This is a genomic window from Sporosarcina sp. FSL K6-1540 (genome assembly GCF_038620285.1).
GTDB lineage: Bacteria > Bacillota > Bacilli > Bacillales_A > Planococcaceae > Sporosarcina > Sporosarcina psychrophila.
On the sequence record NZ_CP152018.1, the window covers coordinates 2,739,333 to 2,764,093 of the forward strand.

Here is a 24,761-nt window from a genome sequence, read left to right on the forward strand (position 1 = left end):
ATTGGATGCATACAAAAAACGAAGGATCGCAGGGGGAAACTGAGAGTTTATAGGGTTATGAAGTATAATTACCTGCCGAGAATTGACGTTTTGTTAACCTCGTGTGCATGGTTATACAAGGCTGTTCAGCGATCGAATTCCTTGTTGAACTAACTGGCAGTTTAGTGAGATAAGAGATATTGTGAAATTTAAAAAAAGAAGGGGATGATAAAATGGTGCTTTTTGTAGGGTATGTATTTGCATTCATAGGAGCACTTGCTGCTTATCATCTAAGCGAAGGTAAGTCAAAGAAAAGGAAATACATTGTTTGGGGAATCACTTTTATGTTGGTAATCTCACCATTATTATCTTTTCAGATTGGTTTAACCTATGGCTTAATTATTAGGAATATATGGGCAATACCAGTAACAATTATTATACTGTTTACGATTGGTTTCATCATAGGACTAATTATACTATTAATAGGCATATTCAAGAAGAAGGAAACGGACGTTCCTGTATAAATCATTAAACTCCCATGAAAATTTAAAAACGCTCTAAATCTATAAAACCGCATAACAAAAAAACTCAGAAAAAGTTTTTTGAAAAAAGGCTGAGCCTACAAAATGATTATATAAGTTGAAAGTTAATCAAGAACCAACTCCATTATTCCTAGAATAAAGGCAGGCTGGTGTAGTAACCAGAGTAGGATTAATCTTCCATAAGTGCTACCCGTATTGGGTGCGACATTCTGTTATGCACCGTGGTCGTTGGAGTCAGGCTAAAGGATAGGGCTCCACGGCACTATAGTTAATCGACCTTCATCGCTAGCCGTAGTATCCAATACCCGTACTGTACACATTTTCATCCTCTGTGGTGTAGCGCTGATTTTGCGCTACATGTATGGCTAAAGGGGCAGGTTAGTTAAACAAGGTTTCAGTATAGAGGTTATTCAAAATAGAAAAAGAATAGAGAAGGATATTAGTTGTTTAGTCTGGAGGGATTTTGTATGTCATTTGAACAATGCCAAAGAATTACTTCTTTAATGTCAGGATTTAACAAAACGTGGTTTATTGCAGGAGGTTGGGCAATTGACCTATTTATCGGTAGGGAAACAAGACAGCATCAAGATATAGAGATTGCCTTATTTCGAAAAGACCAATTAAACCTGAAGGAATACCTTAAAGATTGGGATTTTAAAAAGGTTATTAAAGGTAAGCTCTATACTTGGGGAAATGAGTTTTTAGAGTTACCTATTCACGAAATACATACTTTGAATAATTCAAATGGAAACAAATTAGAAGTTCTTCTAAATGAAACAAAGGATTATGATTGGAAATTCAGAAGGGATTTAACGATTTCCTATCCACTTAAGTCAGTTTGGAGTTATTCTGATACAGGCATTCCCTATCTAAATCCAGAAATTGTGCTTTTATATAAAGTGAAAAACACAAGAGAAAAAGACCAACAAGACTTTATGGCGATATTAGAATGTTTAGATGACGAGAGAAAAAAATGGCTTCAGTATGCTATACAATTGCACGAACCGGAACATAAATGGCTTCATTATTTAACATAACGTCTAGTTAAACTCCCATGAAAATTAAAAAACGCTCTAAATCTATAAAACCGCATAACAAAAAAACACAGAAAAAGTTTTTTGAAAAAAGGCTGAGCCTTCAAAATGATTATATTAAGTTGAAAGTTAATCAGAAACCAACTCCATTCTTCATAGAATAAAGGCAGGCTGGTGTAATAACCAGAGTAGGATTAATCTCCCATGTGTGCTACTCGTATAGAGTGCGACAGTCTGTGATGCACCGTGGTCGTTGGAGTCAGACTAACGGATGGGCTCTATGGCACCATAGTTAATCGACCTTCCTCTCCCAGCCGTAATATCCAATACCCGTACTGTACACATTTTCATCCCCTATGGTGTAGCGCTGATTTTGCGCTTCATGTATGGCTAATGGGGCAGGTTCGTTCGAGAGAAAATTTGAAACATTTTGCATTATAAAACGTATTACAGGTGGTAGGATTTATATTATGGAGGTGTTTTTTTGAAAAGAATTTCTCTTTTTATAATTTCTTTGTCTTTAATTATCTCACTGATGGGATGCAGTTCAAGTGTTCAAAGTAGTATAAAAGATTTTAATGACAATGATATTGCAGCTATTGTCAAAGACAAAGAAATTACGATAGGTGAATTAAGATTTTTGTATCCAGATGAAGAGGTGTTGGAAAGTATTGAGGGAACTGTAAAAATCGAATTAATTCTGCAAGAAGCTAAAAGAATGAATTTGGATGTTTCCGATAACAAAGATCTACAAGAGGAAACAATGATGTTGCTACCTCTTAGAGATAAAGAAGATCCATTCGGAAAATCTATGATTGATTTTATCGAAATGCAAGCTCAAAAGTTAGGTATGGAACCTAAAGAATATTATAAGAAGTACGTAGAAATCAGGAGTGAACAAATTGCTTATATAGATGCTTATACGCAAGAAATGTTTGGTGAACCAGACGCATACAACGAAGATGGGTTAGAGGTATACAATAAAAAAGCCAATGACTTTTTGAATGAATTTGTAAAAGAACATAAAAATGAGATTAAAATACTAATTAAGTAACTTTAATATGCATCTCTTTTTTCTTGTTTCAGAAGGAAAATTTGTTTAGATTAAGAATATGTACAGATATAACTGCGGGTTATAAATTCATATTTGAATAGGTGAAAAAAATGATTTCAATCGATAGAAAACTAAGATTACGAGATTTAGAAATTTTTCGTTTCTTTAAAGACAATAAAATGTTGGCTTATGTCATTATTGAAGATACTAGAGGACCATTTACAGAAGAAGATAAAAAGTTAGAGCCACTTTGTTTTTTAGATGACGAAGATATAAATATAATTGTTAATGTATTCAAAATTTATTTCTTGTCAGATGAACCTTTAGAAAAAGAAGATTCGATGATGTTAAGACAGTTTTTTGGAGAATTAGTTGACATTAGTTCTGTTACAAACTATATTACTCAAGAATTTATACAGAAAGACTTATATGAACATGTGGATGATTCATGGGATATTAAAACTCATCAAAGAATATTAGATATAGTTGGTTCAAAGTATAAGATCCAATCAATTGATGAAAAAAATTGGTTAAATTTATCTCAAGAATAATGTCAATTTAGTTAAAAATGGGTTACTTAGGTAACTCTTTTTTCTTGTTGAACTAACGGGGCAGGTTAGTTCAACAAACTTTCATATTAATTATGATGCCGAAATCCAATAAATGGTATGATTTGAAAAAGTAGGAGGAACACAATGAACAAAAAATATAGCAAGTGGTCTGCCATATTAAGTATTATTTGTGCAATAACTATTTTTACTTCTTATGCAATTGCACCACAAGAGCCTGAAGGCTCGATGGTTGTACTTCTAAAAATATTATTTTTCACTTTCATTATCGCGGGTGTTCTTAGTCTGATACTTAGCTATTTGGCGTTTAAAAACAAAGAAGAAGGCTTTCTGAAGAAGATAGCCCCTATTATAACTTTATTGATATTGTTAGTGTTCGCCCTTTCACTTATTGGAATAGTAGTAAGTCTGGGTGATTTATTTTAATGTCGCTTATTGCACTAACTGGTGCGATTGCTTTATAAGCGATTTCGTCTATATCGCAATTGGGCCAGATTGACGAATCTTATTTCGAGTCAAAAACGTTCAAAAGGTAAAGGAGTTTTTTTGATGAGCATTTCTGAAGTTACTATCCTGCCACTGATTTACAGCGGAATGTTTATTTTCTTTTTAGTTCCATCTGCTAAGAAGGAAAGTAGAAAAGTGCATAAAGGACAATCAACCTTTCTATTTGTTTTTAAAGACAACTTAGCTAAGATGGTCTTTCAAAAAAAGGCTGTATTGGCTTTAGCATTGTTCGGAATTACGTTATTCATTATCCAGTCAGTGTTTGCTGGTGCAGAATGGCATTATAATGCGCATAGCGGCTATCCACTGATTAGTTATAAATCATCAGCGCTATTCACCATGGGCGGTACGATAATATATACAGCCATGCTCTTGCTAGCACTTGGATACGGGAGAACGATAAAAAGTATGAAGAATGCAAAGTAACAACAATCGGGCGCGATTGTTGAATAAATTTCCTTAAGGCGAGCTGGCTGCCCTTAAGGAAACCATATAAAGCAAACGGGCCAAATTATAGAATAACTATGTATTTGAAACTTAATTTTGCTTAAATCGTAATAAATATAAGAGTGAGGAATATAAAAAATGTATAACCATGAATAAGCCACTAAGAAAGGTGGGATATAAATGAAAAAATATCAATTCAATGATGTGAGATACATGAAAAAAAAAAATGCTATTCAAGTGGAAAACAGGGAGAAAGAGAGTGTTGGAACCATTGAAAAAGCAGATATTACAGGATGTGAAAAGAGAAGTGTAGTGTCATTTACTGCTCACAAAGGATCCGAAATTAAGATAGGGATTAAAAAACGAAATATCAAAAACTTACTTGTTGCTACATATATCATTGAAACAGAAGAGAAGACCTATTTTTTGAAAGATAAGCCAGGGAATAGCCTACTCTACTTTTGTGTTGTAGGAAAAATTGATGAACAAGACATACGTATTGAAGAAAATTGGAGCAGCGAGATAGAAGTGAAAATAGACCAAATTCATATCGCTACTATCAAAGCAAATGAGTTCACGCTTAAAACAACTATACTCACTGAAGACAATATTTACGAATCAACTTTACTTTTTGCTGTTACTATTTTGATGTACTTTATGTATAAAATTTATAAGAATGAATCCGAATTCGTTGAAAATATATTGTTTGATTAATGCGGACATAACTAGGTACTCATGTATAACCTTAAGTCTTAATATAAAGGAGCAACCAATTGGATTCATCGAAGTTTAGGATTAGTCGATTGCTTTTGTATTTTCTACTAGTATCGGTATTTCTCTTTGTATCGGGTAATGTCGGACGATATTTAATAGAAACTCACGATATTGAACGAAAAGTAGCCATGCTTCTACAAGGGGGGATTTTTACTGGATTAACGCTCATTGTACTCTATATACTGAAGAGAAAAAGTCCCGAATCGTTTAAAAGTATCGGCCTAAAAGGTGTAAATTCATCATCTAAGATGGCTATTGGAATTGCATTGCCTTTTATCTTACTTGGAGTAGGTATTTTAACGGCCTATTTATTCGGCGGGATTGAAAATCTCAGTATGAACTTGACAACAAGTGCTGTAATTTCCGTTTTAATCAATACAATAACAGCATTTATATACGAAGCATTTCCAGAAGAAGTCTTTATACGTGGTTTAATATTTGAAGAGTTGCAAAAAAAGTTCCGCTTTTTTACTTCGTTAATTTTGCAACCGTTAATCTTTATTTGTGTACCGATAACAGTGATGGCGATGGAATCAATATTCTTTGATAAGCCATTTGCAATAACTATAGATTATTTTATATTACTCTTCGCTTTTGGAATTGCTCTACAGCTTTATAGAGCATATACCGGTTCACTATGGATGAATATAATATTCCATTTGGTTTACCTTGAAGTAGCTAGATATATTTCTCTGGGAGGTATATATGAATCAGGTGTTGCGCTTTTAGAGTTTGATGAGACGTTTGAAGGCTTCATGTCGCTATACTTATCATTTTTGTTTATTGTAATACTTAGTGTCGTGGTGTTATCAGTTTTAATATTAAATGATAAAAGAAAAATAAGACGTAACCGCTCTTTGTGATTAGGATTTAATAAAAAATACTTTAGAATAACAAATCTACTACAATCGGGCGCGATTGTTTAATAAGCGTCTCTGTTCTTATTAAACTAATGAGGTGCTTGTGCGGCCGAGCCTAGGTCGTATCATATAGCGGGTGGGATTCCCGTCGAGAAAGAACTAGCCATTCACTCGTAGCGAGTCTTGGAGGGCTATTGGTAACAGTAGCCTTTAAGCGTAGACAGTTAGGTGGCGGGCCGAAAGCCAACTGGTTGAAGGGATTGAGCTCCATAATGTTAGTAAATCGAGAGGGCTTATGCCTTAAGCACAGCAGAAAGCTACATTTTATCCATCGTTAAAGGCAAGAAGGATAAAACCTCTCTGGAGTCAGAGACCTTGGCACGTGTCACATTGATAGGATACGGCAACTCGGGAGACCCTACCGGTCTTTTCTGCTTATAGAAGAGTATGGTGTACAAGCGATAATAAGCAAGGAAGCCAAATGCCGTTGTAGGGAGTCGGATAGCAGCGTAGTACCAATGAAGTTGGGTAATGCCGATGGAGGAAAGGCTGCTACCAAGTTATCACCCTTATTAGGGACACATTTACTACACACAGAGGTAGGGATACTAAATGGAAACAAAACTAGTAAGGATAGCAGAATCAGCAAAAATCCGAGTGAAAGAGATTAGCTATTTTTTGTGAATGGTGACTAGGAAGAGCCGTGTGCGTAAATAGCGCAAGCACGGTTCTGTGAGGGGGGAGGAACACAATTTACCGTAAGGTAGAGAGGTTCCCTTCTACTCGACTACTGGAACAACAATAATGCTCTTCTTATTGTGCCAACGGGGGAGTTTAGTTTTTTAAAAAGATGACAATCACTTGTTACACTCTTCAGGGGAGTTTGTGAGGTAGGATGGTGATATCAATTGAGCATTCCAGTTTTAGGGTTGATTTTACAAGTGTTTTTTATGTTATCTATTTCTGTTTTTAACTTTATTAGAATTTTTGTAATGGAACAGTTTAATGTATATCCAGTAGCATTTTTTGAGTTATTTCTTGGATTAGCCAGCTTTGTTAGTGGGATATATGGTATTTTGAAAAGAATTAATCCTTTAATTTCTATATTCGTTTCTCTTTTTGGGGTACTAATTTGTGTATTTTTTGTCTTTGTTTATCTTGTACCTGAAGCAGGAATACCACCAGTTATCCCTTGGTTGTATTCTGAATAAATTTAGGTCTTTGTTTACTAACGGGCGCTTTAGCGGAAGATTATTGAGTTGCTTTGGCAGCTCTTTTTGCTTATTGAACTAATGCCGTAGTTTTGTTTAGGAGGAAAAAAAGAGGAAGTTATTGGGGGAGACATTATATTATGAGTACATTTGTTTATATGGTGAGACACGGTGAATCGCCAAAAGAAGGAAACGATAGAACCAGAGGATTAACCGAAAAAGGTTATTTAGATGCTAAACGAGTGACTGACATTTTGAAAGATAAAGAAATTGATGTAGTTACTTCAAGTCCATATATACGCTCAATTTTAACTGTAGAACAGTTAGCCCAACAAATAGGAGAGGAAGTTTTAGTTTTTGAAGATTTAAAAGAGAGGATATTCTCTTCAGGAAACAATCGAGTATCAGATAAAGAATTGGTTCCACTTTTAGAGAAGTCATTTTTTGAATCAAATTTCTCTTTAGAGGGAGGAGAATCAAATGCTGATTGTCAAAAAAGAGCTATAAAGGTCTTAAAAGAACTATTAGAAACTTTTAGAGATAAAAAAATAGTGATAGGTACTCACGGGGCTGTTATGACCTTGATGATGGAATATTTCGATAGCACTTATGACTTGGATTTTTTACATAGCACATCAAAACCTGATATTTATAGAATGGAATTCAATGAAAAGAAATTAGTGAATGTTCAAAGACTATGGGGTGTAAATATTGATGTTAACCAATAAAAAAATTTTTTTGTTCTTAAACTATCGGGCGTTTTAGTTTAGTAATCATCTGCCTTTACAGGGCAGATTTTCTTATTGAGTAATGTAGTTAACTTCCGTGAACTTGCTAGCGTAATGTTAACTAGAGGTGTATGGCGCATACAAGTTCTTACATCGATCGAATCGAAGGTTTGCGGGTGGAGATAATCGAGATTCTTGTTAAACTAACGGGGCAGGTTAGTTGAAGAGTGTTGTTTAACTTGTGTTCAACAATCGGACCAGATTATTGCATGAATTTCACATAAATACTCTGAAAGGAGATGTTCTTATTTGTTTCAGAACACAGACGATAATTACAAAAAATACTTTTGGAAAAGATTTTTTATTCTATTTACTCCAATTTTCTTAATCGGTATTATTTCCGAGCCTTATATATCTAATAATCCCTTTTTTGGGCTCGAAGATTATGGGGCATTTATTTTCTTTTTACTGTTTTATGCCCTTGTTTTGGGTGGAATATCAGCTTTCATCATTTCATTTGCGTGGAGATTAAAACAATCAAAGGAATAGTTTTGTATTTAGTTCAATAAGGAGTAAAGCCTTTTTCCTTATTGAACTAAAGGGGCAGGTTAGTTGAATAAAGTACATTAGGATGAATATGGTAAAATGAAAATAAAAAATAACTCAAATGTTTTTGTTCAGCTTCCTCTATTGAGCTAAGAACGTTATATTTTAGGGGGATTTTAAATGGAGAAAATCTTAGTGAAAACAGGGATATATTCATTGGTTTTATCTTTCTTCTTATTCGTAGTCTTTATGAAAAGAGAAGTAAGCACAACTGATTTTGAGGGGATGACTTCATTTGTTGTAACGCCTTATCCAGAGTTTTTCTTTCAAATTATTAGATATTCTATTATCACTTCAATCATTGCAGTAATATGTGTATTGCTATATATACTGTTAAATAAGGAAAAAGAGTAACAAACTCAACAGGTGTATTACTACTTTATAGATATTGTGAAGGTTTGTACTTAAACTAACGGGTGCTTTCGTATTATAAGGTTAACCAGTTTTTACTGGTTGACCTTTTTTTAATTGGATTTAATATATCAGTAGCCAGGGTAGGACGTACGGGTGCGTGGGGCATTGATCCCGTCAAGTAAACTGTCCACCCCCTACTTGTAGAAACATGTTTGAGGCTGGTTGGGACGTAGATCTCGTATAACAAGCGAAGCTATGACACTACAAGAAGGATTAGGGGTACTGGCAAGTAGAAATTAGAGGAGGAATAAAAATGAATCCAGTAGTTGGCCTGGATGTGGCAAAAGGAGAAAGCCAAGTTCAGGCATTCTTAGATAAATCAAAACCGTTTGGAAAGAGCTTTTCTGTGAAGCATACCAGAGAGGAATTACATCGCTTTATTGGATTTTTAAAAGAGATAGAAAAGATGACAGGACAAATGCCTATGGTCATTCTAGAATCCACTGGTCATTATCATACCCCCGTTGTTCAATTCATGGAGGAACATGATGTTATATATATCTTGCTTAACCCTATAATTTCTTATCAGGCTAAGAAGTCCAGTTTAAGAAAGGTGAAAACGGACGCAATCGATGCGTATCAGTTGTGTGTACTTTATTACAAAGAAGATTTTGAACCTCATAAAAACAGAGGGCTTCAGCTTTTAGACCTTCGAAATCTTTCAAGACAACAGGAGATCGTTACGAATATGTATGTAGAAGCAAAACTTCAGTTTCATACTATTTTAGATCAAGTATTTCCTGAATATCGGAAGGTTTTTGGTGATCTATATTCAAAGGTTTCTTTATTGATGTTAGAGGAATTTCCGACTTCAGAAGCCGTCTTATCAGCTGGGGAAAGTAAAATAGCCGTGCGTGTTGCAGAGTTCTGCCCTATTCGTTCTGTCCAATGGGCAAGAGAAAAGGCAAAAAAAATAATGGATGCCGCAATGCGAAATCCATTTCAAAAAGTCGTGTATCAAAGTCACTTAATCAATCTTCAAATGTATATTGAGATGCTTTTTCAGTACCAAGGACACCTTTCAATTTTAGAGAATCGTATTGTGACCTTGGCAAATGAGCTAGAAGACTACAAGATTGTCCAATCGATTCCTGGAATAGGAGAAAAAATCGCTGCAACGATTATCTCCGAAATTGGTGAAATCGATCGGTTTAGTCATCCGAAAAAACTGGTTGCCTTTGCAGGAGTAGATCCCAGAGTTTACTCATCAGGAAAGTTCACAGCAACAACCAACCGTATTACTAAAAGAGGTTCAAGCAGACTGCGTCAGGCCTCGTATCTAGCAGTATTATGTGGAATAAGAAGTTCAAGGAACAAAAAGCTTAAAGAATTCTATGATAAGAAAAAGTCAGAAGGAAAGCCTGCCAAAGTAGCGATTGTAGCCTGTATTAATAAATTACTTCATTGGATTTATGCATTATTAAACAGAAAAGAATCTTTCCTTGATATAGCTTAATTAACAGTTTTAATAATGAGAGAGAAAATCTTCCAAAAGGTTTTTGGAGGGCTGTTTGGCATGCTCAAAATAGTATAACATAGGGTTAATAATTATTTTAGAGAAAAATATTGACATCCTATTAGCTGGTTTACTTCAATTAGAGGTTAAGCACCTTTTTTTATTCAGCTTAAGCAGCAGATTAGTTCAATAAGAAAAAAAGGGGGAGAATAATGAAAGTTATTTATATTAGTTTATTTGCCGTACTCGGACTATTATTTTTATCAGGATGTACCGAACCAAAAGTAGTTAATGATACGAAGCAATCAGTAAAAACGGAGGAAAAAGTAAAAAGTGACCATGTAAATGTTAAAGAGAACGAAATCTACACCGTGCCATTTAAGATAAGGGAAATTAATAGTGATTTTGCTAGCTTGAATGATAGTGCTTTTGATAAACCTCTTAGTGGAGTAAGGTATGAAGTATCGTTGTTTTCTGAAAAGGAACTCACAAATGAGGATAGATTATCCTTTAAATTTGACGTTGTAACTGATTCTTCTTTATTGAAAGAATCACTCGGACCAATTCAACCCTTGACTTTAACAGACACGCGTGATGGTTACTTATATACCCTTGTCTTTGAAACAATGTATAGAGAGTACTCCGAGGAATAACTTGAAAAGCTAATCAAAGAACGCAACTTTCAAATTCTCCTAAAATATGAAGGTGAAATTAAAAAAGTTGAGTTTTTATAATACTTATTCAACTAACGGGTGCTTCTTAGGGAGCTCTTTTTCTTATTGAACTAAAGGAGCAGGTTAGTGAAAGAGGAAATAAAAAACGAGAATAGAATATAAACATTGAGGATTAGGATTCTTATCAATCAATAAACATTAAATTATTTTAGGGGAGTGAGTGACATTAATATTAATCAAAATGTAAAAACGTCGGGTGCTTACGTTTTATATCGGGGGCTGTTTATTTTTCAGGTTGGTCCTACAGAAGAGGCAGATAACCTTGGAGTAGTTAGACTTGGTGGGCATAAAGAATTTGAAGAAACCGCATTAGAGGCAGCTAGGCGTGAAGTTTTTGAAGAGGCTTCAATGAAAATAACTCCAATAAATTCTCCAATAACTTATCATATGAGTGAGTGGGGAAATAAGCCTTCCATAATACGGTTAGGCGAGGAAATAGCTCCAATTTTAGTTAAAGGAAATGAGCAGGAATCTTTATCAATAATGTATCTTTCCTACTCTGAAAATGAACCAAATCCCTCTTCAGAAACTAATGGACTTCTACTACTAACTCCAGAAGATGTTCTTTTTATCTGTAATAATAAAATTACTTTAAATGATTTTATTAAACAAAATGGAAAAGCGATATTAAAAGGAAATATAAATAGAGATTTATTTTTAATCCCTTTTCCTCAACTATTATTTCTTTCAAAATTGTTAAAAGAACATCCAGATTTATTCATCATAAAATAAAATCAATTAAATGAAGATGTTTGTGAAACTATACACTTAAACTAACGGGTGCTTTAGTGTAACAACAGTAATTCTTTTCTTATTGTGCTAACGGGGCAGGTTAGCTTAACAAAACGTATGAACAATTATGGTAATATGGGATTGAAAAGGGGAGTGACTGTGACCTATCTAACCATTCTTTATATGTGTTTGTTAGTGGTGTTTATCAGTGCTATTGGTGGTTTCCTGAGCTATAAAGTAAGTCGTAAATTTTTTAACACTGAAGCACTTAGATATATATTGGGAGGCATAGTAGCTTTACTTTTAAGCTACCCAATGACAATATTTCTGCAACTTGGTGGAGTATGGTTCTATCACTTGCCTATCGCAGTGCTGGCGATAGTTTTATATGTCGCGTTCTATTTGAATTCGAAGGGTAATTGGAAATTGATAGCGTGGTTCGGTTTAGTTGTGTTAACTGTAATTATTGCAACACACGTTTATCTAATCATAATCTCTATCTTCTTAAGCTAACTGGGTACGCGCGATAAGTTCTGTTATAAATGAAAACAGCGTGAAAGACAGGAGATTCTGTGATTTAAAATCTCAACTTTACAATGGAGGGTAGGAATGAAGGAACCAAGTTACCTAAAACCATCGCGTTAATACTTCTGCTTGCATTATTACTGATAGGTTAGAAGTTCTGAAGCCAGATGAAGTCGACAGAACAAAGGCTAAAGACATTCCTAAGGAAAAGGTATGCCGAGCGGCTGAAAAGCTAGACATGGTGAGAATAGTTCCGTTATAAAGGAACTGACGGACTTTCCAAAAGGTTTAAAGTTAGAACATGAGGAAACTCATATACCATCCAACGACGGGCTAAATGGTGTAAAGTAAAAAAAGTACCTTATGAATAACAGCAAGTGCAGGGGGAGAAAATGAAGAAAGAAATTAAGATTGTATTTAGTATAAGTTTTATATTTTACTTATTGGTATTGGTGTTTATATTATTCTTAGGTTTTAGGGGTTATAGGTATGACCTACCATTCTTAGAGTATATGAAAAACTCTTCAAATTTCGTTCCATTTAAAACTATAAATACATATTTTCAAGCAATACTTGATAGAAGTATAAATTTGGATATCCCTATCAAAAACCTTTTTGGTAATTTTATTTTGTTTTTACCAATGGGTATTTATTTACCATTTTTCATAAAGAAAACAAACAAAGTAATGGTATTTTCTATTTCAATGATTGTATTATTATTTATTATTGAGGTAATGCAATTAGTTACAAGAAAGGGTAGTTTCGACGTTGATGATTTCATCCTAAATATGCCTGGTGCTTTAATAGGGTTTGGAATTTGGAGAACAAAGTTTGTTCAGAATCTACTTAAATAGAACTGTAATTATTCTTCAACTATCTGGGGCTTTAGTGAAGAGTCGGCTGCCTTTCACGGCGGCTTTTTCTTATTGACTAATGGTGACGTGGGTTATTGTGTTTATAATGGCTTTATCCGGTAAGAAAAGAACAGGTGAATTTAAAAAGATTACATTTAATCAATTTGTAATTGCGATCCTAATTTCTATTGGTATAATGATTTTGACTATTAGACATATGGATATAATGGGATAAAAGCAAATGTAGGATTAAGCGAAGCTAGGATGTGATTGAATGTTTCAAGATGGATTTCCAAATTATTTGAGAGATGATGTGGCCACAGCGGTTGGAATGATTCCTCATGAAAATTATGAAAATGTCACTACTGGTGTGTCCCAGGATACTATTCAATGCTTTCTAGATGATACCATGATTAGGTTTCCTTATCGCATATATTATATTGATAGTTTAGATGAAGTTATAGACAATTTAAGTCTACGACAAAAAATGATTTTGCATTGTATTTATTCAAGAAGTTGTGACGGATTTGTTCGTCAAAAGCATATCTCTTCGTTGCTTCAGATGGATTATGAAGATTGGGCTATTCCTTATATCGTAAAAATATGTGATGAATATGTCGTAGAGATAATAGAAATGACTTATGATACTTTAAAAGAACAGGAAACAGAACGGATTAAGTGATTTTGTCTTGAAAATATTGTGCTGTTTTGCAAAAGTTACAATAGAATGATTAGCTATTGGAACGAATATTACAGATATAGAAACAATGATTTCAAAAAATATATTGGCAGGAAGTTATTTATGGATTGTTTTGGACACTCTAAATCCATGGAACGCAGGAGAAAAGAAGTTTGTGAAACATATCACTTAAAGTAACGAGTGCTGGTTTAGTTAAACGAGAATTGGCAGCCTTTTCTTTGAATTAAAGGGTAAGAATACTTCCGTAAAGGGGTATTACGTCAACCAGTAGTAAATAGTATATACATTAGTTATTGGGGTTTTTTTGAAATTAAAAATACATAAAAGTGAAACGTAAAATTACTGAAAAAAGGAGTTTTCATATGCGGAAATTATCTATACTTAGCATAGTTCTATCAGCAATATTTTTATTAATACATATAGTATTTGATTTTAAAAACCACATGTCGGTTTTAATGGCCAACATTTTAATAGCCATTTTCACTTTTGTTTTAATTTTATCTGGAATTTATTTACTCAATCAAAAAAAGAAACCAACAACTAAAAAAAGTGACGCTTTTTTCTTTAACTCATCACATCACGCTCTCCAATGAATTCCGAAAGTTCGTTATATGATTCACATTCACCGATTACTTTTCCCTGAACACTTCGGGTGTATGCAGCATCCAAACTCGCATTAGAACAGTAAATGTATAAAAGTATGCTTGGGAAAATTGCAAAACTATCACAATACAAATATGTTAGATTTGCGAAAAGTCTCACTTTTATTTAGAAAGGGAGACTTTTTTATCTATTGCTGGTGTCATAACTTAAAAATCACGACACTGTTATGATGTGACAAAATCTGATAAAAGGATTGGCCATTTTGCTCAACTAATCCGATAGCACAATAATTTTTTCAGTTTGAACTTAAATAATTGAGGACTATATTCACTCGCTCTTTTACCGTATCGTCACCTTCTATTCTCAATATCGGGCAAACTAAGTCCGACATCCAATGTACGTGTAACATTTTACTTCTGACTTCCATTCCTGCTTCATCATATAAGGAAGCCCACTTCAAAAAAGCCTTGGATTCGTCGTATTTACTACCACCATCCAATATTTCATTCCCATACCTTTGAAATTCCCTTTGTTGCAATCTCTCAAGTCTTATATTTTGGGGAAGCTGCAAAAATATAACCAAGTCAAAATGGGCTTTAAATTCGTCACCCCAACCACATATTGCCCCCGAAAGAATACAGTTTTGATATATTGTTAAGTCATGCTTTAGCATTTTTGTTCTTTCAGGTATTGGTCTTTGTTCTGTGAACTTAGTTAACCAAAAATAGTCGTCTGTATCAAGAAGAGTATAAGGAAGTGCCTGTGATAACGCAGTTCCGAGTGTCGAAGTTCCAGAACCAGCAGCACCAAATATATGTATTTTTGTAATAAGAATTTCCTCCTCTAATAGGCCATTTCATTATTTTTGATTATACAGATAAAATTCATCTTTAGTAAAACTCCCTTATTCAACTAACGGTGGTAATAGGTAAGTATTTGATGTTATCTTCAAATTTTCCCAGTCGTAGAATTGTTCTGCATACATTTTCAACCAAACAAAAGAAGTTAAACACTATAATTAATATTGAAATGAAACAAGACAATATGTGAGGTTTTGAAAGTGAAGAAGTGTGCATATGTAAATTTAGTACCTTGGTTCTGTTTAGTTTTGTCCTTCGCGGTTATATTCGACTAAATTAAGGTAACCGTCACCTTTGCTTACTCAGGGGAGGTTTTTTGATATGAATGATGTTTGATTCCTCTACAAATAGGCGTTCGTATGGTAAATTAAGTACAGTGTAAGTAAAAGGAGTTACGGTAAAATGAATGATTTTTTTGAACGAAAAAAGAAAGAATTGAATATAGATTTGAATGAAGTGCAAAAGAAAGCAGTGCTGCAAACAGATGGCCCGCTTTTGCTTTTAGCATGCCCTGGATCAGGGAAAACGACGACAATGATCATGCGAATCGGATATTTGATTGAAGAAAAGAACGTCAATCCGAAGCGTATTAAAGCAATTACATTTAGCCGGGCATCTGCGCGAGATATGACGGAGCGTTTCACAAGGTTTTTCCCGCACAGTGCACGCGTGGACTTTTCCACAATCCATAGTTTGGCATTTATGATTGCGCGTAGCTACTTAGAGAAAATAGGTACAACATACGAGCTGATTGAAGGAAGTAAGACAGGGCGTCAGTCTATCAATAAGGCATTTTTATTGAAAGGCATATATAAAGACGTATTGAAAGAGGATTGCACGGATGACGAACTGTCGTCTCTTTCGACATTCATCAGTGGGATTAAAAACCGCATGATCCCACTTGGGAAATGGGAGGAGCTTGAAGGGCCTGTTGATAAGGCAGGACGCATTGCCAGGAAATACGAGCAGTATAAGACGCGTACAAGTGGTCAACTGCTTCTTGATTTCGATGATATGCTGACAATTGCGGAACAGGCACTTCGAGAAGACGAACAACTTAGCGAGCACTTTCGAAACCTCTACGACTACCTCCTAACCGACGAAAGCCAGGACACGTCCCTTGTTCAACATAAAATTGTGGAGCATCTTGTGGCGCATCACGGCAATCTTTGTGTGGTTGCTGATGATGACCAGTCGATCTATACGTGGCGCGGGGCGGAGCCGGATTATCTTCTTGATTTCAAGAGTGTCTATCCAGATGCTCAAGTGCTGATGATGGAGCGTAATTACCGTTCGTCAAAAGAAATCGTGGAGATGGCTTCGAAGTTCATCAAACGGAACAAAAAGCGCTATCCGAAAGACATGCATACGGAAAACGGCAAGATCGAGCCAATTTATATCAAACAGCTTACTAGCCCGAAACAGCAATTAGAATACGTAACATATGAACTGCTGAACGAGAAGAATTTGAATGAGGTTGCTATTTTGTTCAGGAACAATTCATCGTCAACGATGTTCGTGAGCGAACTACACAGGCGAGGTATCCCATTTTATATGAAGGATGCAGATGACAAGTTTTTCACACATTGGATTGTCGAGGATATTTTGAACTTTATGCGTCTCAGTTTTAATATGGAACGGAAAGATATATTTGCGAAGATCATCATGAAAATGAATGCCTTTATTTCACGAAACATGCTCACCCAGTTTGAAAATACTGCAACAACGGGGAATGTATTCGATGTATTTATTCAAACGGTTGAAATGAAAGACAGTCAAGTCAAAAAGTTAGCTGACTATAAAAAAGGATACGCTGTGATTCCAGAGATGCGTCCGGAACGAGTGATTCAACTGATTCGGAATGATTTTGGGTATGAGGCGGCGCTTAAAAGTAGAGCTGAAAAGTTTGGATTCCGTTTTGAAAGCCTGCTTAGCATTTTAGATACACTTGAAGGAATTGCATCACAACTCCGAACGATGGTGGAATTTGCGACGCGTTTGAAAGAACTTGAACAGGCAGTAAAAAATGCGAAATTCAATGCACCTGAAAATGCGGTGACGTTATCGACATTTCACAGTGCGAAAGGGCTTGAGTTCCGGCGTGTGTTCATGATTGATTTACTAAAAGGGGTTATTCCATCAGAGGAAGATGAGAGTGATGTAGCGATGTTGGAAGAAGCGCGTAGGCTCTTCTACGTCGGGATGACACGTGCGAAAAACCGACTTGAATTGCTGTCATATGGTCAGGACGAAGGGAAGCTGAAAGAAGATTCTAGGTTTCTGAATGAAGTAAGGGGCCTTCTTTTGAAACCGGGTGAAGCGAACAAAGAGCAGAAACCAGTGAAGATTAAGAAAGCGTCGATTGCACTAAATCCTGATGGTATTCAAGATAGTGACGAGCTAGCGGTTGGAACAGCGGTCAAACACCGTGTATTCGGGCAGGGTGAAGTCACACGGCGTGATGGTGATGAAATTCATATCCAATTTGGTAAAATCGAGAAAAGGCTTGATCTTGAAACGGTTCTTTCCCTTAGGTTACTTGAGAAAGTTGCCCTATGAAAAAGCTCTTATGGATTGGATTGGCAGGAGCGGCAGGAGCAATTATACGCGTGGCGATTGGCCATGTCGTTTCCAATGATTCAGGATTTCCCTTTTCGACGCTAGGTGTAAATATTGTGGGAACGTTTTTGCTATGTTTTATAGTAGCAGGAGCTTTTCGCAAACTAGCAGCGGATAAACAATTGCAAGATATCGTAACGTCGGGTTTTCTAGGTTCTTTTACAACGTTTTCAGCGTTAAGCATGGAGACTGTACTACTGATGGAAAAAGATCAAATTCTCTTGGCTGGATTGTATATCATTCTTAGTATAATCGGCGGACTTACTGCCGGGGCGCTCGGCTTTCATCTAGGCAGGAAGAAGGTTCGTACATGACTTTCGTGGATTTATTGATGATTGGAATCGGAGGCTTTTCCGGTGCAGTCATTCGTTATTTTATTTCAGCAAAGATGAATGAGCAGGATGGGTTACCAGCTGGAACATTGCTCGTCAATCTGGCAGGGTCCCTAATGATTGGAGTCGTTTTCGGGCTGGAACTACCTTTATGGGCGACTCTGCTGTTTGCCTCCGGTTTCGCAGGGGCGCTGACGACCTTTTCCACGATGAATAAAGAGCTGTTAATCATGTGGGAAAACGGTAGGAAAAGGAATGCGGTACTCTATCTTCTGCTTATATATATATCGGGAATCGGCCTTGCATTTCTAGCCTACCTGGCGGGAAGCAGTGTTTACTAAATTTGTCCGTTTGAGTTGAGTACATTTGGGAATAGATTAGTAGACTACTAAAATTCCGAATGGAGGAAACGACATTGGACAACAAACATAATGATGAAAAGAATAGGCAGTTAGAGACGTACCGTTCACATGATGCGGGTAAAAAGATGACGACGAACCAAGGACTTAACGTGTCAGAGGACGAACATTCCTTGAAAGCAGGATTGCGTGGTCCGACATTGATGGAGGACTTCCATTTCCGTGAGAAGATGACCCATTTTGACCATGAACGGATTCCTGAAAGAGTCGTTCACGCTAGAGGCTACGCGGCACACGGTGAATTCGAATTATTTGAATCGATGAAAGACTATACGAAAGCGGCATTCCTGCAGGAACCCGGTTCGAAAACACCGGTATTCACACGGATTTCCACCGTAGCCGGCAGCAAGGGATCGGCAGAAACAGTACGCGATGTACGCGGATTTGCGGTGAAATTCTATACCGAAGAAGGAAACTATGATTTAGTGGGTAATAATATGCCAGTTTTCTTCATCCAGGATGCCATCAAATTCCCCGATCTTATCCATGCCGTAAAACCTGAACCGCATAATGAAATGCCGCAGGCGGCTTCTGCACATGATACTTTTTGGGATTTCGTTGTAAGTAACCAGGAGTCTGCGCATATGATCATGTGGCATATGTCCGATCGTGCGATTCCTCGGAGTTTCAGGATGATGGAAGGATTCGGGGTTCATACATACCGTTTGGTGAACGCTGAAGGGAAAGCGCATTTTGTGAAATTCCACTGGAAACCGAAACTCGGCGTTCACTCCCTCGTTTGGGATGAAGCGCAGAAGATCGCCGGGAAAGATCCAGATTTTCATCGTCGGGACCTTTGGGAGTCCATTGAAAAAGGGGACTTCGTCGAGTTTGAATTCGGCGTCCAATTGATTGAGGAAAAAGATGAATTCATGTTTGATTTTGATATCCTGGATCCGACCAAGCTATGGCCGGAAGAGAAAGTACCCGTCAAAATCATAGGGAAAATGACGTTGAACCGCAATGTTGATAATGTATTTGCCGAAACGGAACAAGTCGCATTCCATCCGGGAAGTGTTGTTCCCGGGATTGATTTCTCAAATGATCCATTGCTGCAAGGTCGCTTGTTTTCGTATACGGATACGCAACTCATTCGCCTTGGCGGACCGAACTTCCATGAGTTACCGATTAACCGTCCAGTGTGTCCAATCCATAACAATCAGCGTGATGGCTATGGCAGACAGGCAATCAATGTGGGGCAGGTCAGCTATCATAAAAATTCATTGGTAAACAATACACCGACAACATCTACCGAAGAAGAAGGTGGTTTCGTCCACTATCAGGAGAAAGTAGAAGGACGTAAAATTCAAGCACGCAGTGATTCTTTCAGTGACCATTTCTCGCAAGCACGTTTTTTCTGGAACAGTATGACATTGCCCGAGAAAAAGCATATTGTCGATGCGTTCAGTTTTGAAGTCGGTAAAGTGAAAGATAAGAATGTCAAACAACAAGTTGTGGATATGTTTGTCAATGTCGATAAAGGCCTGGCAACAGCTATTGCGGAAGCAGTCGGCGTCAAGCATCCCGAGGGCAAGGAATCGGATGTGACCGAATCGTCACCAGCCCTTAGTCAGGAATTAACGGTGAAATCGCCGGCTACACGAAAAATCGCCATTCTCATTGGTGAAAAATTCAATGGCAGCGAAGTGGAAGCGGTTGTCAAAGCCTGCCTGGATGCAGAAATGACTGTAGATATCGTCGGCGAGAAGTTCGGTTTCGTTTATGGTGATGATAAACTGGCAGTCGAAGTGACGGAAACATTCCTCACTGTCCATCCCGTTTTGTATGATGGACTATACGTCGTCGGAGGCGAGGCGGATAATCCAAGGAAACTTAAGAAAGATATCGTCAATTTTATCAACGAAACTTTTCAACACTATAAACCAATCGGTATCGCCACAACCGGCAAGCCTTTCTTCGAGGCTTCAGATGCAGAAGAAGGTCCAGGCATCGTACTGTCTGACGTAGCAGATTTCAACAGCGAGTTTATCGCCGCAGTCGCTGAGCACAGGCATTGGCAACGTAAAATCTTTTGATGGATTGAAAGTGAAGCGGTCGTCACTTAGGTGGCGGCTGTTTTCATTTGGTTGCAGAACTGGTAACATATGAATGTTACAACTAATGAACTAGTAAAAGGATGACGGATACATGAAACAAAACAAAAAGAATACTAGTACCTTACTGAAAAAACCAGCAGGCATTGTGAGTATCGGTGTCGTCTTACTCGCATTGATTGTGTACAATATTTTCTTTCCTGAACAGGAAGCCGAACCGAGCCGAGTCGGTTTAATCCCGGTGGAGCTTGTGAAAACGATTGACGGCGATACGGTAAAAATTATGTATGAAGGTAAAGAACAGAATGTCCGGTATTTACTAATTGATACACCGGAAACGAATCATCCACGTCTCGGAAAGCAGCCGTTTGGCGAGAAAGCAAAAGAGCGTAATCGTGAGTTGATGAACAGCGGGAAATTAGAAATCGAATTCGATGTCGGTGGGAAAACAGATAAATATGATAGATTGCTTGCTTATATTTATATTGATGGTGTGAGTGTTCAGGAAAAACTGTTGGAAGAAGGGCTAGCCCGCGTGGGGTACGTTTATCCGCCAAATACACGACATCTAGACGCTTTTAAGAAAGCAGAAGAGAAGGCCAAAAAAGCGGGAATTGGCATCTGGACGCTTGAAGATTATGCGACTGATCGCGGATTTGACAGCGAAACGTATGTAGAAAAGAAACCTGAAACACAACCAGTATCCGGTGCTAAAGAAGCGTTTAAAAACTGTACGGAACTACGTCAGAAGTATCCGAATGGCGTGAAAAAAGGGCATCCTGCTTATTCAGAAAAAATGGATGGCAATAAAGATGGTAACGCGTGCGAGCGTTAATATTCGATGGAAAAGATAGAACTATACTTAACTTCTCGTTTTTTGTAAACGGGGAAAGATGATAGGCACAGCATATAAAACAAAAACATCCTTAAATCAGTTATCGATTTAAGGATGTTTTTAATTGTGTAACCAATTATCACAAATGAATACTTAAATATGTGATTAAAAAAATTCATCTACTTTTTTGTGAAAGGGTACCCGAGTTTAGCTGAGCTTTTCTTCCGTACGTAACATTGGTGTCACAATGAGATTGTATAGTACTAGCAAGAGGTACCTAATACTTTGAAACAATAGCTAGTACTAATGTGCAAGAAAGGCAGTGGAGAATTGAAAAGAGTAGTTCTTGGCAGTATAAAATTCTTGATTATAGTAAGCATAGTAGTAGCAGGAATAGTTGTATACTCACTTAAAATAGAGCCAAAACGTCTGATCACAAAGGAATATGAACTTAAGTTCTCGTCGGGAGGTGAGAATTCTATAAGGGTAGTACAGTTTTCAGATGTCCATTTAGGTCCGAATTATTCGCTAGAGCAGCTGGAGAGACTTGTAGACCGAATTAATAAACTCAAACCTGACCTAATCGCTTTTACAGGCGATCTCATAGATGTAGCATCCGAGTTCGAGGGGCGATCAGAGATAAGTGGAATACTTGATAAGCTAAGTAGTAGATATGGAAAGTACGCCATTTGGGGGAACCATGACTATGGAGGTGGCGGCGTCAGGTTTTACGAAAAGATTATGATAGAATCAGGATTTAAGCTACTTACAAATCAGAATAGCAAAATAGAACTTGAAAGTGGAAAAGTATTAACTATAATAGGGGTGGATGATGCCATGCTTGGAAACCCCGATGTTCAAAAGGCGTATTCAGGTGTTGACGATCAGGGGGCTAAGCTTCTTCTGTTGCATCAACCGGACCTTGTGGACGAAATAGGGTATGATAATTTTGATTTGGCACTGGCAGGACACAGTCACGGAGGGCAGGTCATTGTTCCGACGCTTGGTCCCGTGGTGACACCTCCTCTTGCAAAGAAATATAGAAAAGGAATGTATCAACTAGGAATTCATACTCATCTTTATGTGAATAGCGGAATCGGCACTACGAGGATACCTATTCGATTTTGGAGCCCTCCTGAGATATCCGTGTTTGACATAGCTATATAAAATTTCTTTTAGATTGTTTTTGTACTTTTGAAGGCTTCTCCTGAGTTGACCAAACTTTTGTGATGCCTTTTTTGTTTTTCTTTTGTAATAATATGGTTTTGGTCAAAGTTTCTAACTCAAGGGGGAAAAAATGAATATTCTAATCGCAGATGATGAACCGCAAATGGTTAAGATACTGTCAGCATATTTCAAAGAAGAAGGCTTCAATGTCCTGGGAGCTAGGGATGGACAGGAAGCATTGAATATAGCTGAATCAACCAAGATTGACTTAGCCGTTTTAGATTGGATGATGCCAAAAATTGGTGGAATAGAAGTATGTAAATATATAAAGGGAAATAGTCAAACCAAAGTTCTGATATTAACAGCTAAAGGTCAACATGAAGATGAAATAAAGGCCTTAAATGGAGGGGCTGATGAATATATTAAGAAGCCATTTGATCCACGAATCGTAATATTAAGAGCTAAAAAGCTCCTGAACATTGGTGAGGAAATTAAATTCAGAGGTATTAGGATAAAGGAGAATGAAAAAAAAGCATATAAGAGCAATGAACCCTTACAACTTACCAAGATTGAATATGATTTATTACTGTTCTTCATTAATAATAGGGGTGTTATTTTATCGAGGGATAGGCTTATTGATATAGTTTGGGGTATGGATTATGAAGGGGATCATCGAACAGTAGATACTCACATCCGAAGATTAAGAACTAAAATAGGGGATGACCTTATCAAAACCTATAGAGGCATTGGGTACTGCCTGGAGGTGAAGGAAGATTAAAATCGGAAGCAAGTTTTCAGTTGGCATATCATCCATTGTAATTTGCACGTTTATTTTTTCAATACTCATAAATATATTCCTGGTAGACAGATATTACATTTATGAGCAAAGAAAGGTTTTAGACAAGGTAGCTAACGAGATAATCAGTGTACCTGAAAGTGGTTTCTTAAACGAATTGAAACAGATAGAAGAAGAGTACGCCGTAACTATTGTTCATTCAGAGATTAGTGGAAGTTTGAATCAACTTAATGAAAAAATAAAATTAGAATTTGAAATGAAAAAAATAAAGTTAAATAAATTTTGGATTACTGAAAGTACGTTAACTACTTTGCAGGAGAAAAGCGTCAATAAGATATACGATCAAGGTGTAAGCAAATATAAAGTTTTAACTAAATTTATAAAAATTGATAATACGATTATCGCCATAGGATTACCATTACCACATATGGAAGAAGCAATCATAATCATAAATAGATTTAATCTATTTTTGATGACCATTTCAGTCATATTAATTGTTTTCTTAGTAGTAATCATATCTAAAAAAATTACAAGGCCTTTAGAATCCTTGAAAAGTTTGTCTCAAGATATAGCTAATTTAAAGTTCAGGAAAGAAGAGATTACAACCAATGATGAGGTAGGAGAACTTGCGAAAAGTATAAACAGTATGAGTGGAAAATTAGAGAAAGCCCATAATGAAATCAATGGCCAAAATAAGCGATTGAAAGAATTAATGTCAGATGTGTCCCATGAACTAAAAACGCCACTATCAATAATGAAAGTGTATGAACAGGGGATAGTGGACGGTTTGGATGACGGAACATTTAGAGATGTAATTGAAGAACAGATTGAGAAAATGGATGTATTAATCGAGAAGCTTCTGTTTTGGACAGAGTTAGAAAATAGTTCATTAAACAAATCTACTTTTGATTTAGGTAAAAGGGTTATAGACATGACGGGAAAATACATGCTGATACTACAGGAAAACTGTATTGATTTTTCATTAAATGTAGATGCGGACAAGGAATATTTTATCAATGCAGAAAAAGAAGCAATAGATGTTGTTCTCGATAATTTAATTACTAATGCTATTAAATATTCCGATGATAAGCGTATTGAAATTACATTAACTATAGACACTAATATCGTCAAGCTTACGATTGCTAACGGGGTTGGCGCAATTGACGAAAATGATTTAGAACATATATGGAGACCTTTTTATGTATTAGAAAAATCAAGAAGTAAGGAGCTTTCAGGTACAGGTTTGGGCTTACCTATTATCAAGACCATTTTGGATAATCACAAGTTGGATTTTGGGTTTGAATTAAAAAATAATAAGTTAGCTTTTTTTGTAACATTCGCGTAACACAC

At 36.5% G+C, this 24,761-nt stretch carries 25 protein-coding genes; 24 read left to right on the forward strand and 1 reads right to left on the reverse strand.

Annotated elements, in window-relative coordinates; genetic code table 11:
* Nucleotides 1-212: 212 nt before the first annotated feature.
* From MKY15_RS12980 to MKY15_RS13055, 16 genes are all read left to right on the forward strand, one after another.
* Nucleotides 213-503, forward strand: coding sequence for a hypothetical protein (locus MKY15_RS12980; RefSeq protein ID WP_187046949.1), 291 nt, complete (start codon nucleotides 213-215; stop codon nucleotides 501-503).
* A gap of 485 nt (nucleotides 504-988) precedes the next feature.
* Nucleotides 989-1,558 (forward strand): hypothetical protein, encoded by a 570-nt coding sequence (locus MKY15_RS12985; RefSeq protein ID WP_342537700.1) that lies wholly within the window; start codon nucleotides 989-991, stop codon nucleotides 1,556-1,558.
* Between the two features lie 481 nt (nucleotides 1,559-2,039).
* A complete protein-coding gene (locus MKY15_RS12990) occupies nucleotides 2,040-2,609 on the forward strand; it encodes a hypothetical protein (protein WP_067206558.1) in 570 nt (189 codons plus the stop codon).
* A 110-nt stretch (nucleotides 2,610-2,719) separates the two neighbouring features.
* Nucleotides 2,720-3,160 (forward strand): terpene synthase, encoded by a 441-nt coding sequence (locus MKY15_RS12995; protein WP_342537701.1) that lies wholly within the window; start codon nucleotides 2,720-2,722, stop codon nucleotides 3,158-3,160.
* Between the two features lie 144 nt (nucleotides 3,161-3,304).
* Nucleotides 3,305-3,604: a hypothetical protein gene (locus tag MKY15_RS13000; RefSeq protein WP_342537702.1), complete on the forward strand. Its 300-nt coding sequence runs from the start codon at nucleotides 3,305-3,307 to the stop codon at nucleotides 3,602-3,604.
* Between the two features lie 123 nt (nucleotides 3,605-3,727).
* Entirely contained in the window at nucleotides 3,728-4,111 is a 384-nt protein-coding gene (locus MKY15_RS13005) for a hypothetical protein (RefSeq protein ID WP_342537703.1), read from the forward strand.
* Nucleotides 4,112-4,312: 201 nt separating this feature from the next.
* Entirely contained in the window at nucleotides 4,313-4,846 is a 534-nt protein-coding gene (locus MKY15_RS13010; protein ID WP_067206568.1) for a hypothetical protein, read from the forward strand.
* Nucleotides 4,847-4,905: 59 nt separating this feature from the next.
* A complete protein-coding gene (locus tag MKY15_RS13015) occupies nucleotides 4,906-5,769 on the forward strand; it encodes a type II CAAX endopeptidase family protein (protein ID WP_187046953.1) in 864 nt (287 codons plus the stop codon).
* Between the two features lie 905 nt (nucleotides 5,770-6,674).
* On the forward strand, nucleotides 6,675-6,977 hold the full coding sequence (locus tag MKY15_RS13020; RefSeq protein ID WP_067206574.1) for a hypothetical protein: 303 nt from the start codon (nucleotides 6,675-6,677) through the stop codon (nucleotides 6,975-6,977).
* 140 nt (nucleotides 6,978-7,117) lie between these two features.
* The gene (locus tag MKY15_RS13025; protein ID WP_340741612.1) at nucleotides 7,118-7,705 is read left to right on the forward strand and encodes a histidine phosphatase family protein; all 588 of its coding nucleotides are present in this window, start codon (nucleotides 7,118-7,120) and stop codon (nucleotides 7,703-7,705) included.
* A 726-nt stretch (nucleotides 7,706-8,431) separates the two neighbouring features.
* Nucleotides 8,432-8,665: a hypothetical protein gene (locus MKY15_RS13030; protein WP_067206596.1), complete on the forward strand. Its 234-nt coding sequence runs from the start codon at nucleotides 8,432-8,434 to the stop codon at nucleotides 8,663-8,665.
* A 313-nt stretch (nucleotides 8,666-8,978) separates the two neighbouring features.
* Complete coding sequence (locus MKY15_RS13035; protein ID WP_342537704.1) at nucleotides 8,979-10,181, forward strand: IS110 family transposase; 1,203 nt, start codon at nucleotides 8,979-8,981, stop codon at nucleotides 10,179-10,181.
* A 212-nt stretch (nucleotides 10,182-10,393) separates the two neighbouring features.
* Nucleotides 10,394-10,834 carry a hypothetical protein gene (locus MKY15_RS13040; protein WP_342537705.1) on the forward strand — a complete coding sequence of 147 codons (441 nt, stop codon included), beginning with the start codon at nucleotides 10,394-10,396 and terminating at the stop codon, nucleotides 10,832-10,834.
* 237 nt (nucleotides 10,835-11,071) lie between these two features.
* Nucleotides 11,072-11,647, forward strand: coding sequence for an NUDIX domain-containing protein (locus MKY15_RS13045; RefSeq protein ID WP_342537706.1), 576 nt, complete (start codon nucleotides 11,072-11,074; stop codon nucleotides 11,645-11,647).
* 917 nt (nucleotides 11,648-12,564) lie between these two features.
* The gene (locus MKY15_RS13050) at nucleotides 12,565-13,026 is read left to right on the forward strand and encodes a VanZ family protein (RefSeq protein ID WP_338653303.1); all 462 of its coding nucleotides are present in this window, start codon (nucleotides 12,565-12,567) and stop codon (nucleotides 13,024-13,026) included.
* A 274-nt stretch (nucleotides 13,027-13,300) separates the two neighbouring features.
* Nucleotides 13,301-13,708: a hypothetical protein gene (locus MKY15_RS13055; RefSeq protein ID WP_342537707.1), complete on the forward strand. Its 408-nt coding sequence runs from the start codon at nucleotides 13,301-13,303 to the stop codon at nucleotides 13,706-13,708.
* A gap of 916 nt (nucleotides 13,709-14,624) precedes the next feature.
* Here the strand turns inward: MKY15_RS13055 and MKY15_RS13060 are convergent.
* Complete coding sequence (locus tag MKY15_RS13060; protein WP_187047802.1) at nucleotides 14,625-15,158, reverse strand: AAA family ATPase; 534 nt, start codon at nucleotides 15,156-15,158, stop codon at nucleotides 14,625-14,627.
* Nucleotides 15,159-15,591: 433 nt separating this feature from the next.
* On the opposite strand from MKY15_RS13060, the gene MKY15_RS13065 reads away from it, so the two are divergent.
* From MKY15_RS13065 to MKY15_RS13100, 8 genes are all read left to right on the forward strand, one after another.
* Nucleotides 15,592-17,748: an ATP-dependent helicase gene (locus tag MKY15_RS13065; RefSeq protein ID WP_342537708.1), complete on the forward strand. Its 2,157-nt coding sequence runs from the start codon at nucleotides 15,592-15,594 to the stop codon at nucleotides 17,746-17,748.
* Nucleotides 17,745-18,122, forward strand: coding sequence for a CrcB family protein (locus MKY15_RS13070; RefSeq protein WP_067206613.1), 378 nt, complete (start codon nucleotides 17,745-17,747; stop codon nucleotides 18,120-18,122). The genes MKY15_RS13065 and MKY15_RS13070 overlap by 4 nt, the downstream gene beginning before the upstream one ends.
* The gene (locus MKY15_RS13075) at nucleotides 18,119-18,481 is read left to right on the forward strand and encodes a CrcB family protein (protein WP_342537709.1); all 363 of its coding nucleotides are present in this window, start codon (nucleotides 18,119-18,121) and stop codon (nucleotides 18,479-18,481) included. Before MKY15_RS13070 ends, MKY15_RS13075 begins: the two co-directional genes overlap by 4 nt.
* A 59-nt stretch (nucleotides 18,482-18,540) precedes the next feature.
* Nucleotides 18,541-20,595 carry a catalase gene (locus MKY15_RS13080; RefSeq protein ID WP_342537710.1) on the forward strand — a complete coding sequence of 685 codons (2,055 nt, stop codon included), beginning with the start codon at nucleotides 18,541-18,543 and terminating at the stop codon, nucleotides 20,593-20,595.
* Nucleotides 20,596-20,707: 112 nt separating this feature from the next.
* Nucleotides 20,708-21,448, forward strand: a complete 741-nt coding sequence (locus tag MKY15_RS13085) for a thermonuclease family protein (protein WP_342537712.1) — start codon at nucleotides 20,708-20,710, stop codon at nucleotides 21,446-21,448.
* A 330-nt stretch (nucleotides 21,449-21,778) separates the two neighbouring features.
* Entirely contained in the window at nucleotides 21,779-22,615 is an 837-nt protein-coding gene (locus MKY15_RS13090; RefSeq protein ID WP_197485374.1) for a metallophosphoesterase, read from the forward strand.
* A gap of 130 nt (nucleotides 22,616-22,745) precedes the next feature.
* Complete coding sequence (locus MKY15_RS13095; protein ID WP_067206628.1) at nucleotides 22,746-23,393, forward strand: response regulator transcription factor; 648 nt, start codon at nucleotides 22,746-22,748, stop codon at nucleotides 23,391-23,393.
* A gap of 175 nt (nucleotides 23,394-23,568) precedes the next feature.
* The gene (locus tag MKY15_RS13100; RefSeq protein ID WP_197485375.1) at nucleotides 23,569-24,756 is read left to right on the forward strand and encodes a HAMP domain-containing sensor histidine kinase; all 1,188 of its coding nucleotides are present in this window, start codon (nucleotides 23,569-23,571) and stop codon (nucleotides 24,754-24,756) included.
* The last annotated feature ends 5 nt before the right edge of the window (nucleotides 24,757-24,761 follow it).

Excerpts from the sequence above, each read along its gene's own strand:
- MKY15_RS12980 (WP_187046949.1), top strand. The coding sequence starts at position 213 with ATGGTGCTTTTTGTAGGGTATGTATTTGCATTCATAGGAGCACTTGCT.
- MKY15_RS12985 (WP_342537700.1), top strand. The coding sequence starts at position 989 with ATGTCATTTGAACAATGCCAAAGAATTACTTCTTTAATGTCAGGATTT.
- MKY15_RS12995 (WP_342537701.1), top strand. The coding sequence starts at position 2,720 with ATGATTTCAATCGATAGAAAACTAAGATTACGAGATTTAGAAATTTTT.
- MKY15_RS13000 (WP_342537702.1), top strand. The coding sequence starts at position 3,305 with ATGAACAAAAAATATAGCAAGTGGTCTGCCATATTAAGTATTATTTGT.
- MKY15_RS13005 (WP_342537703.1), top strand. The coding sequence starts at position 3,728 with ATGAGCATTTCTGAAGTTACTATCCTGCCACTGATTTACAGCGGAATG.
- MKY15_RS13010 (WP_067206568.1), top strand. The coding sequence starts at position 4,313 with ATGAAAAAATATCAATTCAATGATGTGAGATACATGAAAAAAAAAAAT.
- MKY15_RS13025 (WP_340741612.1), top strand. The coding sequence starts at position 7,118 with ATGAGTACATTTGTTTATATGGTGAGACACGGTGAATCGCCAAAAGAA.
- MKY15_RS13030 (WP_067206596.1), top strand. The coding sequence starts at position 8,432 with ATGGAGAAAATCTTAGTGAAAACAGGGATATATTCATTGGTTTTATCT.
- MKY15_RS13035 (WP_342537704.1), top strand. The coding sequence starts at position 8,979 with ATGAATCCAGTAGTTGGCCTGGATGTGGCAAAAGGAGAAAGCCAAGTT.
- MKY15_RS13040 (WP_342537705.1), top strand. The coding sequence starts at position 10,394 with ATGAAAGTTATTTATATTAGTTTATTTGCCGTACTCGGACTATTATTT.
- MKY15_RS13050 (WP_338653303.1), top strand. The coding sequence starts at position 12,565 with ATGAAGAAAGAAATTAAGATTGTATTTAGTATAAGTTTTATATTTTAC.
- MKY15_RS13055 (WP_342537707.1), top strand. The coding sequence starts at position 13,301 with ATGTTTCAAGATGGATTTCCAAATTATTTGAGAGATGATGTGGCCACA.
- MKY15_RS13065 (WP_342537708.1), top strand. The coding sequence starts at position 15,592 with ATGAATGATTTTTTTGAACGAAAAAAGAAAGAATTGAATATAGATTTG.
- MKY15_RS13070 (WP_067206613.1), top strand. The coding sequence starts at position 17,745 with ATGAAAAAGCTCTTATGGATTGGATTGGCAGGAGCGGCAGGAGCAATT.
- MKY15_RS13075 (WP_342537709.1), top strand. The coding sequence starts at position 18,119 with ATGACTTTCGTGGATTTATTGATGATTGGAATCGGAGGCTTTTCCGGT.
- MKY15_RS13080 (WP_342537710.1), top strand. The coding sequence starts at position 18,541 with ATGGAGGAAACGACATTGGACAACAAACATAATGATGAAAAGAATAGG.
- MKY15_RS13085 (WP_342537712.1), top strand. The coding sequence starts at position 20,708 with ATGAAACAAAACAAAAAGAATACTAGTACCTTACTGAAAAAACCAGCA.
- MKY15_RS13095 (WP_067206628.1), top strand. The coding sequence starts at position 22,746 with ATGAATATTCTAATCGCAGATGATGAACCGCAAATGGTTAAGATACTG.